Origin of the sequence: Micromonospora sp. II (assembly GCF_001709195.1) — a bacterium.
Classification (GTDB): domain Bacteria; phylum Actinomycetota; class Actinomycetes; order Mycobacteriales; family Micromonosporaceae; genus Micromonospora; species Micromonospora chalcea.
The window spans coordinates 170,007-183,118 of record NZ_LYXF01000035.1 but is presented as its reverse complement, the minus strand read 5'-3'; the positions used below and the strand labels follow the sequence as shown (position 1 = coordinate 183,118).

14 protein-coding genes and 1 other RNA gene are annotated in these 13,112 nt (G+C 72.7%); 3 read left to right on the top strand and 12 right to left on the bottom strand.

Going from position 1 to position 13,112, the window contains the following annotated elements:
* Positions 1-81 precede the first annotated feature (81 nt).
* Together A8711_RS18760 and rnpB are read right to left on the bottom strand one after the other, a co-directional pair.
* Complete coding sequence (locus A8711_RS18760) at positions 82-297, bottom strand: hypothetical protein (protein ID WP_233607874.1); 216 nt, start codon at positions 295-297, stop codon at positions 82-84.
* 414 nt (positions 298-711) lie between these two features.
* Positions 712-1,120, bottom strand: an RNA gene (gene rnpB, locus A8711_RS18755) — RNase P RNA component class A.
* A 155-nt stretch (positions 1,121-1,275) separates the two neighbouring features.
* Here rnpB and A8711_RS18750 point away from each other — a divergent pair.
* The gene (locus A8711_RS18750) at positions 1,276-2,037 is read left to right on the top strand and encodes a sulfite exporter TauE/SafE family protein (protein ID WP_064448270.1); all 762 of its coding nucleotides are present in this window, start codon (positions 1,276-1,278) and stop codon (positions 2,035-2,037) included.
* Between the two features lie 24 nt (positions 2,038-2,061).
* Here the strand turns inward: A8711_RS18750 and A8711_RS18745 are convergent, their stop codons facing one another.
* Positions 2,062-3,285 (bottom strand): MFS transporter, encoded by a 1,224-nt coding sequence (locus A8711_RS18745; RefSeq protein ID WP_069088950.1) that lies wholly within the window; start codon positions 3,283-3,285, stop codon positions 2,062-2,064.
* Positions 3,286-3,341: 56 nt separating this feature from the next.
* Between A8711_RS18745 and A8711_RS18740 the strand changes: the two genes are divergently transcribed.
* Positions 3,342-3,809 carry a MarR family winged helix-turn-helix transcriptional regulator gene (locus A8711_RS18740; protein WP_064448268.1) on the top strand — a complete coding sequence of 156 codons (468 nt, stop codon included), beginning with the start codon at positions 3,342-3,344 and terminating at the stop codon, positions 3,807-3,809.
* Positions 3,810-3,865: 56 nt separating this feature from the next.
* Here the strand turns inward: A8711_RS18740 and mctP are convergent, their stop codons facing one another.
* The 7 genes from mctP to A8711_RS18705 all read right to left on the bottom strand — a co-directional run bounded on the left by mctP (position 3,866) and on the right by A8711_RS18705 (position 10,510).
* Entirely contained in the window at positions 3,866-5,509 is a 1,644-nt protein-coding gene (mctP, locus tag A8711_RS18735) for a monocarboxylate uptake permease MctP (RefSeq protein ID WP_069088949.1), read from the bottom strand.
* Positions 5,509-5,751, bottom strand: coding sequence for a DUF3311 domain-containing protein (locus A8711_RS18730; protein ID WP_030504212.1), 243 nt, complete (start codon positions 5,749-5,751; stop codon positions 5,509-5,511). The genes mctP and A8711_RS18730 overlap by 1 nt, the downstream gene beginning before the upstream one ends.
* A 126-nt stretch (positions 5,752-5,877) precedes the next feature.
* Positions 5,878-7,023, bottom strand: coding sequence for a bifunctional RNase H/acid phosphatase (locus A8711_RS18725; RefSeq protein ID WP_069088948.1), 1,146 nt, complete (start codon positions 7,021-7,023; stop codon positions 5,878-5,880).
* Between the two features lie 5 nt (positions 7,024-7,028).
* Entirely contained in the window at positions 7,029-7,766 is a 738-nt protein-coding gene (locus A8711_RS18720; RefSeq protein WP_069088947.1) for a zinc ribbon domain-containing protein, read from the bottom strand.
* Positions 7,756-8,592: a Nif3-like dinuclear metal center hexameric protein gene (locus A8711_RS18715; protein ID WP_069089119.1), complete on the bottom strand. Its 837-nt coding sequence runs from the start codon at positions 8,590-8,592 to the stop codon at positions 7,756-7,758. The genes A8711_RS18720 and A8711_RS18715 overlap by 11 nt, the downstream gene beginning before the upstream one ends.
* Before the next feature lie 110 nt (positions 8,593-8,702).
* Positions 8,703-9,284 carry a flavoprotein gene (locus A8711_RS18710; protein ID WP_030504216.1) on the bottom strand — a complete coding sequence of 194 codons (582 nt, stop codon included), beginning with the start codon at positions 9,282-9,284 and terminating at the stop codon, positions 8,703-8,705.
* Complete coding sequence (locus A8711_RS18705; RefSeq protein ID WP_069088946.1) at positions 9,281-10,510, bottom strand: helix-turn-helix domain-containing protein; 1,230 nt, start codon at positions 10,508-10,510, stop codon at positions 9,281-9,283. Before A8711_RS18705 ends, A8711_RS18710 begins: the two co-directional genes overlap by 4 nt.
* Positions 10,511-10,727: 217 nt before the next feature.
* Here A8711_RS18705 and A8711_RS18700 point away from each other — a divergent pair, with 217 nt between their 5' ends.
* Positions 10,728-11,399: a bifunctional DNA primase/polymerase gene (locus A8711_RS18700; RefSeq protein ID WP_036344045.1), complete on the top strand. Its 672-nt coding sequence runs from the start codon at positions 10,728-10,730 to the stop codon at positions 11,397-11,399.
* Positions 11,400-11,749: 350 nt separating this feature from the next.
* On the opposite strand, the gene A8711_RS18690 is transcribed toward A8711_RS18700, so the two are convergent.
* Together A8711_RS18690 and A8711_RS18685 are read right to left on the bottom strand one after the other, a co-directional pair.
* On the bottom strand, positions 11,750-12,478 hold the full coding sequence (locus tag A8711_RS18690; RefSeq protein ID WP_069089118.1) for an FAD:protein FMN transferase: 729 nt from the start codon (positions 12,476-12,478) through the stop codon (positions 11,750-11,752).
* Positions 12,479-12,513: 35 nt separating this feature from the next.
* A complete protein-coding gene (locus tag A8711_RS18685) occupies positions 12,514-13,110 on the bottom strand; it encodes an FMN-binding protein (RefSeq protein WP_064448262.1) in 597 nt (198 codons plus the stop codon).
* Positions 13,111-13,112: the final 2 nt, after the last annotated feature.

Sequence of the window (13,112 nt, the reverse complement as noted above, 5' to 3'; positions counted from 1 at the left end):
GAGGCAAGCCGCCCCGGCCGCCTACGGCGCCGGGGCGGTGAGCCACCGACAGCCGCCGGGACACCGCCCCACGGTGGGATCTCAGCTCAGCGCGAGTTCGTCCGGGAAGCGCTCGTGAAGCGCGGCGACGGCATGCTTCAGGCAGTAGTCGAGGCTGTGGCCGTCGACCCTGATCGACGCACCATCGAGCCGCTGGCCCGAGATCACCACGGTCCAGGGCTTGCGCTCCCGCTCTCCGTCAATCTTGACCAGCCCGACCAGGCCCATCTCGCCCAGGTGCTCCAGCAGCTCCGGCACGCACTCGTCCCACCTCATCAAGGAATGGGATCACCGAGGCCGCTACGGAAGCCAGCGGGTCGGCCTGGTCGTGCGTCGGGGCTTCCGGCTGCCGCGCCAGTCCAACCCCGGGACTGGCTTGCCACCGGGTCACCGGGTCGCGGCACCAGCTCCACCGCCAAGACGTGCCCGGCCCTCCCCCACAGCCGCCGGCCCCACCCCGGAACCATCGAGCACAGGCCCGGAGTCGGCCCACAGCGGCACAGCCAGCCCGACCCGAGAAGAGGTGGACTGAGCCGGCGCTCAGGGCGTCTCCAGGGCGTCAGGGCGTCGTCAGGGCGTCAAACGCCGGCCAAAGTTGACCAAGAACGACCATCGACGCCCGGACATAGAACCAGCTCAGAGCCATGATCACGGCTCTGAGCTGGTGGGCGACGGACGAGTCGACCTGTACGCCGGATTCTGTGCCCGGCACGCCCGTAGGCGCACCGGCGGCGGCCATCCATCTCGGCCTGCCGTTGCCGGCAGGCTCCAGCGGCCTACCCGCAGACATCGGGCGGGCAGCCCTCAAGCGTCTGCGCGGGTCGTCATCTTGCGGTGACGGCCCTTTCTTGGCCTTGCTCCGGGTGGGGTTTACCGAGCCACCCCGGTCACCCGGGGTGCTGGTGGGCTCTTACCCCACCGTTTCACCCTTACCGTCCCGTTACGGGCCGGCGGTCTGTTTTCTGTGGCACTGTCCCGCGGGTCACCCCGGGTTGCCGTTAGCAACCACCCTGCCCTGTGGAGTCCGGACGTTCCTCGGCGACGGGCCGGAGCCCGTCGACGCGACCGCCCGGTCGACTCGTCCGTCGCGCTCTCATCCTAACGACGCACCCGCCGCGCCCATTTCCCGCCCACCACCTCGGGGAGGCGGCGGCATCAACCGGCTCTCGATACAGCCACCTCCCCGAACCGGCGCGATACGCGTTCGCCCGCCCGACCGACTAGCCTCGGGGGACCATGGATCTCTCCGACGCCGCGCTCCTGCTCGCCGCCGGTCTCGCCGCGGGCACAGTCAACGCGGTGGCCGGAGGTGGCTCGCTGATCACGTTCCCGGCGATGATCGCCACCGGTCTGCCGCCGGTGGCGGCGAACGTCTCCAACTCGGTGTCGGTCTTTCCCGGGTACGTGGCAAGCGTGGCGGGCAGCCGGATGGACCTGCCGCGCGGGCGGCAGCTGTGGTCGCTGCTGCCGACCGCCGTGCTCGGCACGATCGCCGGGTGCGCGCTGCTGCTGGCCACCCCGGCTCGGGCGTTCGAGCTGGTGGTGCCGTTCCTGGTGCTCGGCGCTACCGCCGTACTCGCGTTCCAGGGTCCGCTGCGCCGGCTGGTCGGCCATCCGGAACGGCTGGGCGCGCGCCGCCGTACCGTCACGGTGCAGACCATGGTCGCGCTCGGCACCGTGTACGGAGGCTACTTCGGCGCGGCCCTCGGGGTGATGCTGGTGGCCGGGCTGGCGCTGGTGCTGGACGCGACGCTGGCCCGGGTGTCGGCGGTGAAGAACCTGCTCTCGGCCGTGGTGGGGTTGACCACGCTGGTGGTGTTCGCCCTGTTCGGCCCGGTGAACTGGGCGGCGGTCGCGGTGGTCGCGCCGGCCACGCTGTTCGGTGGGTACGCGGGCGCGCGGCTGGCCCGCCGGCTTCCGCAGGTGGTGTTGAAGACGGTGATCGTGGTGTTCGGCACGGCCATCGGGTGCTACCTGCTGTGGCGCGCGTTGACCTGACGCCGCCCGGGCAAGACCGGAGCGTCAGTACGCCTCCCCCACCGGCTCCTCCGGGGCGTGCTCGGCACGGCGGGCGGCCCGGTTCCAGATGACCCGTTCGCCGTAGCCGGCCGCCATCAGGTGACCGAACGCGAGGTAGACCAGCACGCCGGCGGCGAGCACCGCGAAGCCGACCCAGAACGGCAGCGCGAGGCCGTGTTCGGCCAGCTTGCCGGAGATGATCGGCGCGGGTGCGGCGGCGCCCCAGCGGACCAGGTTGAACGCGCCGGTGGCGACGCGCCGGTCGGCGGAGCCGAGCCCGAGTGCCAGGTCGGTCAGGTTGGCGTTGGCGAGGCCCATGAACAGGCCGGCGACGACGAGTACGACGAGCGACATGGCGGTGCCGGTGGAGGTGGCGAACGCGACCATGCAGGCCAGCAGGCCGAGCAGGGCGACGCCGACGGTCTGCACCGCGCCGATGCGGTGGGCCAGCCGGTGCCCGATCAGCAGGATGCCGGCGGCGAGGCCGAGGCCCCAGCCGGTGAACGCCAGGCCGAGCGGGATGACGTCGAGGCGCAGGAACAGCGGCGTGTAGCCGAGTACGACGAAGAAGACGAAGTTGTACGCGGCGGTGACCACGCACAGCGTCACGAACGCGGGTTTGCGGTAGGTGGCGAAGATCTGGCCGAGGCGTACCGGCTGTTGCTTGCGTGCCGGTTCGCGCAGCTTGCGGGCGGCGACGCCGAGCGCGAGCACCATGAACACGCCGCAGACGAAGAACGGCAGCCGCCAGCTGACCTCGCCGAGCAGGCCGCCGATGAGCGGGCCGACGGCGAAGCCGAGCCCGAGGGCGGTCTCGAACAGGCCGACCACCCATTCCCTGTCGTTGGCGAGGTTGACCAGCACCACCATGGCGGTGGCGAAGAACATCGCGTTGCCCAGGCCCCAGACGCCCCGCAGCACTGAGAGCTGCACGATGTCGTTGCTGAACGAGGCGAGGATCGCGGCGAGGCCGACGACGGAGACGCCGGTGACGAGCACCGGTTTGAAACCGAACCGCCCGCTGGCCAGCGTCGCCGGGATCATGCCGACGGCCATGACCGCGATGTACGCGGTGAAGAGCAGCTCGACCTGCCAGGCGGTGACGCCGATCGCCTCGCCGATGGCGGGCAGGATCGGGTCGACGACGGCGATGCCGGCAATGGCGAGGAACGCGACGAGCGTGGTGGCGTAGATGGCACTGCGGTTGGGCTCGGATCGGCGATCCACTCCGCAACCTCCCAGATAGCTGTATCGTACAGGTAATTTTCTTGTATCATACAGCTATGAGCGAGGACGTCCACGGCACCGAAGTCACCCTCGGCCGGATCGAAACCGAGGTCGCGTTGCTGATGCGGCTCGGCGAGGCCACCCGCCGGGGCACCGGCACGATGGAGCACCGGCTGCTCGACCGCGCCGCGTACGTGATCCTGCGCCACCTGGACGCGGCCGGCCCGCAGAACGTCTCGGCGCTCGCCGCACGGCTGAGCCTGGACGGCTCCACAGTCACCCGGCAGGTCTCCGCGCTCCAGCGCGACGGCCTGATCTCGCGTACCCCCGACCCGGCCGACGGGCGCGGCACGGTGATCTCCGCGACGGCGGCCGGGCTCCAGCGGATGGCCGCCGTCCGGGCGGCCCGCACCCGGCTGTACGGCGACATCCTCGCCGCCTGGCCCGAGGCGGACCGGGAGACGCTCGCGGACATGTTGCACCGCCTCAACGAGGCGCTCGACGCGCGCACCCGCCGCCGCTGAGGGTGTTAGGAAGGGCCCCTTTCAATGCACGAGGCGTTAATAAGGGGCCCTTCCTTTCATGCCACGGGCTCGCGGGCGGCGTCGGCGGAGGGCGTGACGCGCGGGTCATCCTCGTCGGCAAAGTAGTCGTCCGGCGTGGTGTGGTCGGGGCCGTCGGCCACCTTCGCGGCGCGCAGCACCAGCGTGAGCAGCGCGGCCACCACCAGGTTCACCAGCACCGCCACGATGCCCACGTAGATGGTCTTCGGCGTGTCGAAGCCGAACTTCTCCAGCGGGAACGCCGACCCGGCGAAGTGCTTCTTGCCGGTCGCCGGGTTGCCGATCTGGTAGAGCATCCACATGCCCAGGCCCATGCCGGCGGCCCAGCCGGCGATCAGCGCGCCCCTGTGGAACCAGCGGGTGTAGAGGCCCAGCGCCACCGCCGGCAGCGTCTGGAGGATGATCACGCCGCCGATGAGCTGCAGGTCGATGGAGAACTGCGGGTCGAGGAAGACGATGCAGGCCACCGCGCCGACCTTCACCACCAGCGAGGTGATCTTCGAGACGTTCGCCTCCTGCGCCGGGGTGGCGTCGCGCTTCAGGTACTCCTTGTAGATGTTGCGGGTGAACAGGTTCGCCGCCGCGATCGACATGATCGCCGCCGGGACCAGCGCGCCGATGCCGATGGCGGCGTACGCCACCCCGGCGAACCAGTCCGGGAACTGCTGGTCGAACAGCAGCGGCACGACGGTGTTGCCGTCGGTGGTGCCCTCCTTCGCGCCCGGCAGCGGCTTCACGTTCGCCGCGATGGCCATGTAGCCGAGTAGCGCGATCAACCCCAGCAGCAGGCTGTACGCGGGCAGCGCGGACATGTTCCGCTTGATCACGTCGCGGTTCCGGCTGGCCAGGACACCGGTGATGCTGTGCGGGTAGAGGAACAGCGCCAGCGCCGAGCCGAACGCCAGCGTCACGTACTGGATCTGGTTGTTCTGGTTGAGCAGGATGCCGTCGCCGGGCGCTGGTGACGCCTGGAACTTCGCGTCGGCGGCGTCGAAGATGGCGCCCCAGCCGCCGAGCTTGTACGGCAGCCAGATCACCGCGACCAGGATCACGATGTAGATCAGCGAGTCCTTGACGAACGCGATCAGCGCCGGCGCGCGCAGCCCCGACTGGTACGTGTACGCGGCCAGGATCGCGAACGCGATGATGATCGGCAGGTGCCGGGCCAGCGCGCTGTCCCCGGTCACGCCCATGGTCTTGAGCACCGCCTCGATGCCCACCAGTTGCAGCGCGATGTACGGCATGGTGGCGACGATGCCGGTGATCGCGACCAGCAGCGCCAGGATCGGCGATCCGAACCGGTTGCGGACGAAGTCGGCCGGGGTGACGAAGCCGTGCCGGTGCGAAACCGACCAGAGCCGGCACAGCACCAGGAACACCAGCGGGTAGATGACGATCGTGTACGGCACCGCGAAGAAGCCGGCCGCGCCGGCCCCGAAGATCAGCGCCGGGACGGCGACGAACGTGTACGCGGTGTAGAGGTCACCGCCGACCAGGAACCAGGTGATCCAGCCGCCGAAGCTGCGCCCGCCCAGCCCCCATTCGTCCAGGTGGGCCATGTCGGTCGGTCTGCGCCACCGGGCCGCCACGAAACCCATGGCGCTGACCAGCAGGAACAGAAGCGTGAAGACGATGATCTCGGTGAGGTGGTCCCGCCACATCAGTGGTCACCCCGCTTCTTGGTCATCTGGTAGACCAGCGTGGTGGTGCCGACGCCCAGCAGGATCCAGGCCAGTTGCAGCCAGTAGAACCGCGGGAACCCGAACAGCCGGGGTGAGTCGGCGTTGAACAGCGCCGGGATCAGCGGCACCACGATCGGGATGAAGAGCAACCAGTTCCAGGGACTCTTGTCCTTCGCCCTGGATCGCGCCGTGTCCGGCGCCTCGGATTCCGGTGCGGCCATGTGACACCCTCCGGGCATTCGTAGCGGGCCATGTGACGGCCGGAGGCTACGACCCTGTGACGGGGGTCACGTCCGATCGGGTGATGTCGATGCGCCAAACGGCCGCCGGCATGCGCCGAACGGCCGTCAGACGTCCGTGAGGTGCGAGGTGTCGTTCACCGAGCGGACCGCGACGCCGCCGTCCGGGTACAGGTCCAGCACCGAGATGCCCGCCGTGTCCAGGTAGAGCCGGTGCAGGAACGCGTCGCCGGCGGCGAGCGCGTCGCGCAGCACCAGCTTGATCGGCGAGACGTGGGAGACCACCACCACCGTCTCCCCCGGGTACGCCGACCGCAGCCGGTCGACGGCCCGCCCGGTCCGCTCGGCGACCGCCACGAACGACTCGCCCTGCGGCGGGGCGACCCGGGTGGAGGCGAGCCAGGCGTCCAGCTCCGCCGCCCAGCGCTCGCGTACCTCGGCGAACGTGTGCCCCTCCCAGACGCCGAAGTCGCACTCGATCAGGTCGTCGTCGGTGCGTACCGGCGGGTTGCCGACCCGCGCGGCGATCGCCTCGGCGGTGGCCGTACACCTCGACAGCGGGGAACTGACCACCGCCGCGACGGACGGCGCCAGCGCGGCCACCCGGGCTGCGGTGGCCCGGGCCTGGGCCCGGCCCCGCTCGGTCAGCGGCACGTCGCCCCGGCCGGAGTAGTGCTTGCGCACAGTGCGCTCGGTCTCGCCGTGCCGGACCAGGATCAGCCGGGTGGCCTCCTCGGTCGGGCGCGGCTCCCAGGAGGCGGGCGTGGTGGCCGGGTCGGTGCCGGTGGCCCGGACGACGGCCGCCTCCCGCGCCTCGGCCGCCGCCTCCGGCGCGGCGCCGGACGCGGCGGCGTCCATGGCCGCGTTGGCGAGCGCGTCGGCGTGCCGGTTGCGCTCCCGGGGGATCCAGGTGAAGCGTACGGCGGTGAACCGGCCGACCAGCCCGGCGGCCTGGGCGGCGAGCGGGCGCAGCCCGGGGTGCTTGATCTGCCAGCGGCCGCACATCTGCTCGACCACCAGCTTGGAGTCCATCCGCGCCTCGACCTCGGCCGCGCCCAGTTCGGCGGCGGCCTCCAGCCCGGCGATCAGGCCCCGGTACTCGGCCACGTTGTTCGTGGCGGTGCCGATCGACTCGGACCGCTCGGCCAGCACCTCGCCGGTCTCCGGGTCCCGGACCACGGCGCCGTAACCGGCCGGGCCGGGGTTGCCCCGGGAGCCGCCGTCGGCCTCGATCACTACCGCGCGCACCGCCACGGCGGCTACAGCCCCGACTCGTTGGTCCGGACCATGATCCGCCGGCAGTCCTCGCAGCGGACCACGTCGTCCGGGTCGGCCTTGCGGATGCGAGCCAGGTCGGCGCCGGACAGGTCCAGCCGGCAGCCGCCGCAGCGGCCCCCGGTCAGCAGCGCGGCGCCCAGCCCGGTGTCCTCACGGATCTTGTCGTAGAGGCCGACCAGGTCCGCCGGGAGGTCACCGGCGAGCGGCTGCCGGGCGGTGCGCTTGAACTCCTCCTCCTTGGCGATCTCGGCCAGGGCCTCGTCGCGGCGCTGCTCGGTCGCGGCGCGGCGCTCGCGGGCCTCGGCGAGCCGGCTCTCGATGCCGTCGAGCACGCCCTGCGCGGTCTCCCGCTGCTCCATCAGCTCCAGCTCGGCGTCCTCCAGGTCGCTCTGCCGCCGGTTCAGCGAGACCAGCTCGTGCTGGATCGCCTCCAGCTCGCGGGCCGGGCCGCTGCCCGAGGCCAGCCGGGCCTCGTCCTTGCTCTTGCGCGCCCGCACCTGGTCGACGTCCTTCTCGATCCGGGCGATGTCCCGGTCCAGGTCGTCGACCGCCACCTGGGCGCGGACCCGCTCGTCCTCCAGCGCGGACAGCTCACGCGCCAGGGCCTCCAGCTCGGCGCGTTCCGGCAGGCTGCGGCGGCGGTGCGCGAGCTGCGCCAGCGCGGTGTCGATCGCCTGGAGGTCGAGCAGGCGGCGCTGCACCTTCGGGTCAGCCTTCACGTCGGGGCTCCTTGTCGTCCGGCCGGGGCGCGGCGGCGTGCACGGTCCACGGGTCGGTGTCCAGGTCGGACACCACGGTCTCGACGCCCAGCGCGCCGGCCAGGTGGGCGGCCAGGTCGTCCAGCCAGGGTCGCTCGGTCGCCCAGTGGGCGGCGTCCAGCAGCGCCGGGCCGCCCGCGGCGAGGTGTTCCCCGGCCGGGTGGTGACGCAGGTCCGCGGTGAGGAACGCGTCCACCCCGGCCGCGGTCGCCTCGGCGAGGAAGCCGTCCCCCGAGCCGCCGCTGACGGCGAGGGTACGAACCATACGCCCGGGATCCCCGGCGGCGCGAACTCCCCAGGCGGTGACCGGGAGCACGGCGGCGGCCAGCCGGGTCAGCTCGGCGAGCGTCATCGGGCTGGGCAGCTCGCCGATGCGGCCGATGCCCCGGCCGGGCCCGGCGGCGGGCGAGCCGGGGCGGGGCGGGTGCAACGGGCGCAGCCCGGTCAGCCCGAACCGGGCGGCGAGCGCGTCGGACACGCCGGGATCGGCCACGTCGGCGTTCGTGTGCGCCACGTACAGCGCGACGTCCGCCTTGATCAACCGGTGCACGATCCGGCCCTTGTACGTGGTGGCGGCCACCGAGGAGACGCCCCGCAGCAGCAGCGGGTGGTGCGCGACGATCATGTCCGCGCCGGCTTCGAGGGCCTCGTCCACGGTCTCCGGGACCACGTCCACCACGCAGGCGATCCGGTGTACCGGGTGGTCGGGCTCACCCACCACCAGGCCGACCCGGTCCCACTCCTCGGCCCAGGCGGGCGGGTAACGGCGGTCCAGGGCGGCCACCACGTCGGCGACGGTTGTGCTCACGGGCGGCCAGCTTACCGGCGTCCGGGCCGCTACACGCCGACCGCCGTCGGGCGTGGCTCCCGGGCGCGCCGGGAGCCACGCTCACACCGTCAGCCGACCGGGGCGACCGGCCGGTCCGCGCCGCGCAGGGCGGCCAGGCCGGCGTCCCAGGGGAAGGCGTCCGCGCGCCGCTCCCCCGTGCCGGGCGGATGCAGGCGTACGACGTGGTCGCCGAAGACCACCCGGACGCCCCACCCGGCCAGCCGGTCGAGGCTGGCCCGGAACGCCGGGTGCCCGGCCATCGCCTCGTTCGTGTACGGGACGGCAGCGATCGGCACCCCCATCCCCTGCGCCTCGACCAGCAGGCCGAGCGCGAGGGTGTCGGTGATGCCGACCGCCCACTTGTTGATCGTGTTGACCGTCGCCGGGCACACCAGCATGGCGTCCGCCGGTGGCAGCACGTCCAGGTCACCCGGGTTCTTGTAGTGCGTACGGACCGGGTGGCCGGTCTGCCGGGCCAGGGCCGCCCGGTCGACGAACTTCGCGCCGTCGGGCGTGGTGACCACGCAGACCGTCCACTCCTCCCGCTGGGCGAGGTCGACCAGCCGGCCGACGTGACGGGCCAGCGGCGAACCGCAGGCGATGACGTAGAGCACCCGCCGGTGCTCGCTCGCGGTCTCCGGACCGCTCATACTCCGACTCCCATGTGCTCAGCCAACTCCGCGATCGGCTGAGGCGGCGCACCACGTGTGCGACGGAGAATCTCGGACATCAATTCGTGCGCTATCGGCCGGCACCGGATCTCGGACGGCGCGAGCCGGTCGCCGCGCAGCAACATGTCCCCCGCGCTCGCCACGTCGCCGATCTGCGAGTAGCCCCGGGCCAGGTCGAGCAGGTGGTGCGCGCGCCGCTCCGGCAGCAGCGCGTTGAACGCGGGCTCGGACAGCCGCAGGTGCGTCTCCACCGCCCGGCCGCCGTCACCCAGCTCGACGGCCGCGGCGGCGCGGTGCAGCTCCAGGTTGGTCGGGCCGAAGGAGGTCCAGTAGTGGTTGTGGTCGCCGCCGAGCAGCTTGGCCGCCTCGTCGGCGCCGGCGAGCAGGTCGTCCACCGTCGCCGAGTCGCCGATCCGGGCGGCCGCCATCGCGCCCTGCAGCAGCAGCATGCCGTAGACGGAGAGCCGTTCGGGCCGGACGTCGTTGTCGCCGCCGGGCGCGAGCCGGCCGGCGATGCGCACGTTGAGCTCCAGCGCGGGGCGGGGACGGCCCATCGCGACGAGCGCGTTGCAGACCCTCGTGGTGGCGATCCCGGCCAGCAGCGGGTCGTCGGCCCGCTGGGCCACCGCCATCGACCGGTCGGCGGCCAGCCAGGCGAGGTCGCACTCGCCGAGCTTGCGCAGCACCGAGGAGGCGATCTGGTAGACCTGCCCGAGCAGGTGGGCGGCCTCGCGTACCTGCTCGTCGGCGGCGTAGCCGGCGTCCGCCGCCTGGGCGTCGCGCAGCAGCTTCGGCAGCGCGCGGGTGAGCATGCCGTACCGGCCGTACTGGTAGGTCAGCCAGGCGTGGTTGACGGCCTTGCGCATGTCGGCCAGCGGCGGCGGGAAGGGTGCCGCGTCGAAGTAGGCGCTCATCGAGTCGTACCGCTCCAGGGCGGTGCGGATCTCCTCCACCTCGACCTGGTCGATGCAGTTGAGCGCGTCGGTGCGCCGCTCCGGGTCCTTGCCGTGCAGCAGTTGCACGTCGATCTGGAGGATGTCGGCGATCTCGTAGAGGACGGAGAACTTGTCCAGCCGGCGGACGCCACGCTCCACCTTGTCCACCCAGCTCTTGGACTTGCCGAGCCGGTCGGCGAAGACCTGCTGGGACATCTTGCGCCGGCTCCGCCAGTACGCCACCCGCCGGCCTATGGGTAGTTCGTCCATCCCTGCTCCCTCCCCCTCACGGCGCCGGCCGGTCCCCCCACGTCCCCCAGGCTTGCCCCGATCGCACAGGTTGTGCGTCCACCGACCAGCCAGTTCTCGTAGTTTTCGTGCAAGTTGCACCGACCGTTAGTCACCACAACGAGCGTGAGTTTCGGCAGTGACGGCTTTCGACGTGTGGCATGTGGACGGTTTCGCGGGACGAGAGGGGATGTCAGACATGTGGAGGAATGTCCGGCCGCGCGTCGCTCATCTGTCCCCGCTGGAACGGGTCCGCCTGCGCCGCGTCGCGGTGCGGTACGCGCTGCACGGCTGGCCGGTCACGCCCGGCGCCTGCCTGGCCAACAGCCGCTTCGTCTGCGGCCGGGCCGGCTGCCCCACGGTGGGCTGCCACCCCGCCCTGGAGGACTGGGAGCACGCCGCCAGCACCGACCCGGCCCGGGTGGCCACCTGGTGGCGCAGCCGCCCGCACGGCGTCCTGCTGCCCACCGGCCGCGCGTTCGACGTCCTCGAGGTCGCCGCCCACCTGGGCCGGCAGGTGCTGGACGCGGTCGCCACCCATCCCGCCGGGCCCGGCGTACGCGGCCCGGCGCTGGTCACCCCGACCGGCCGCTGGATGTTCCTGGTCCGCCCCGGCGACCCGCTGCGCCCGGAACTGGAGCACTGCTTCCACGTGGTGCGGCACGGGCCCGGCTCGTGGATCCCGGCCCCGCCGACCCGGCTGCCCGAGGGGACGGTGCGCTGGGCGGTCGCCCCGGAGCAGGCCCGCTGGCAACTGCCCGACTCGTACCTGGTGCAGAACGCGTTGATCGCCGCGTTACGCGCGGCCGGCGTGACGCTCGGCGCGGACCTGTTCCCCGGCCACCTCCCGTTGCCCCGGCGGGGCCGCTGACCTACCCGTCCGCCCCGGACGGGTGGCCGACAGCGACCTCCCCGGCACCGGAATCGTTGAACCTGGCGAGGGCGCGTGCGCGCCGGAGCGGGGGTTTGAGGATGTCCAGGGACGACGCGGCCCGCCACACCGGCGGCACCGAGCCGGCGCGGCCCCGCCGCCGTGTGCACCCGTGGGCCTTCACCCGTCCCCTGGGCGTCCGCCCCGGCCGCCCCCGCCCGACGGGTTCCCGCCCCGCCATCCTCCACCGCCCCCTCCGCTGACCCCCCCTCACCCCTCACCCCCGCCGATGCCGTTGATCAAGGAGTTTGTGTCCTCCAGCGCGGGCTAAACGGACACAAACTCCTTGATCACCGCGCTGGGGTGGGGAGGGTGCGGGAGTGGTGTTGGTGGGCTTCGTCCGTGACCACGGCGTGCTGCCAGGGGGACGGTAGGCGGTCGAGCCAGGCTAGGCCCTGGTTGCCCATGGCCACCGCCGCTGTCGCGTACGCGTCGGCCACGCCCAGGTCCGGGCCCACGACCGTGACCGAGCGCAGGCCCTTCGCCGGTACGCCCCGGCGCGGGTCCAGCACGTGGTGGCCGCGTTCGTACACGCCGGAGGTGGCGACCGCCAGGTCGGTGCCGGTCAGCACCAGGCAGGTCGCCGCCGCGTCGAAGGGATGCCGCACCCCGATCCGCCACGGCTGTCCGGTTGCGTCGTGGCCGCGTACCCGCACGTCGCCGCCCGCGTTCACGCAGTGGTTCGGCGAGCCCGCGGCCACCAGCCGGTCCGAGGCGACCTGTGCCGCCCAGCCCTTGACGTAGCCGGACGGGTCGAGCCGCCCGGTCGCGTACACGTCGAAGAACCCGTCGGTGGCGGTCCACAGGTCGGCGCAGGCCGCCAGCACGGCGCGCAGGTCGGCGGAGGCGTCGGCGGGCCGCAGCTCGCCCCGGTCGATCCGGCACACCTCGCTGTCGTCCCGGTACGTGCTGAACCGCGCGTCCACCTCGCGCAGCCAGCCGAACGTGTCCTCGGCCAGCTCGTGCAGGGTCCCCGGGGGCAGGTCGTCGGCCAGGTCCAGGCTGATCGCCGTACCCATGACGTGCTCGACCCGGCGCAGGCCGGAACGAACCGTCACGCCTTGTCCAGCGCGGCCTGCAACGACTGCTTGTACGCGGTGCTGGTGTACGTGGCCCCGGAGACGGTGCTCAGGTTGGCGCTCTGCCGGGCCACCACCTCACCGGACGTGCCGCTGTAGCGGGCCTGCACGTCGTCGCTGCGCTGCCCGGACTGCCCGCCCAGCGGCAGTCCGATCGCCGTCGCGTCGACGACCCGGCTGCCGCTGAGCGTGATCCGCACCTGCAGTGAGCCGTACTCGTAGGTGACCGACGGCCCGGTCACCGTGCGGGTGGTGACCTTCGGCGCGCTGGTGGTGGTCCGGGGCGCGGCGGGTGCGGTGCTGGTACGGGTGCCGCCCCGGCTGGCCGGGCTACGGTCGGCGGACGCCTTCGGGGTGGGCTTCGCCGAGGCGCGCGACGACGGCGTGGCGCTGCCGGACGCGGCGGCGGTGGGCGACGGCGGCTCGGGCGCGGCCGAGCCGCCCGGGGCGACCGGAGCCAGCGCCACCGGCGCGTCCGGCAGGGTCTGCCCACTGCCCGGCGCGCCCTTGAGCACCACGAGCGCGGTGGTGCCGGCGGCCAGTCCGGTGATCGCGAGGAGCGCGCGACGCATTG

Coding starts and splice junctions, on each gene's coding strand:
- A8711_RS18750 (WP_064448270.1), top strand. CDS start 1,276: ATGGATCTCTCCGACGCCGCGCTCCTGCTCGCCGCCGGTCTCGCCGCG.
- A8711_RS18740 (WP_064448268.1), top strand. CDS start 3,342: ATGAGCGAGGACGTCCACGGCACCGAAGTCACCCTCGGCCGGATCGAA.
- mctP (WP_069088949.1), bottom strand. CDS start 5,509: ATGTGGCGGGACCACCTCACCGAGATCATCGTCTTCACGCTTCTGTTC.
- A8711_RS18730 (WP_030504212.1), bottom strand. CDS start 5,751: ATGGCCGCACCGGAATCCGAGGCGCCGGACACGGCGCGATCCAGGGCG.
- A8711_RS18710 (WP_030504216.1), bottom strand. CDS start 9,284: ATGAGCGGTCCGGAGACCGCGAGCGAGCACCGGCGGGTGCTCTACGTC.
- A8711_RS18705 (WP_069088946.1), bottom strand. CDS start 10,510: ATGGACGAACTACCCATAGGCCGGCGGGTGGCGTACTGGCGGAGCCGG.
- A8711_RS18700 (WP_036344045.1), top strand. CDS start 10,728: ATGTGGAGGAATGTCCGGCCGCGCGTCGCTCATCTGTCCCCGCTGGAA.
- A8711_RS18690 (WP_069089118.1), bottom strand. CDS start 12,478: ATGGGTACGGCGATCAGCCTGGACCTGGCCGACGACCTGCCCCCGGGG.
- A8711_RS18685 (WP_064448262.1), bottom strand. CDS start 13,110: ATGCGTCGCGCGCTCCTCGCGATCACCGGACTGGCCGCCGGCACCACC.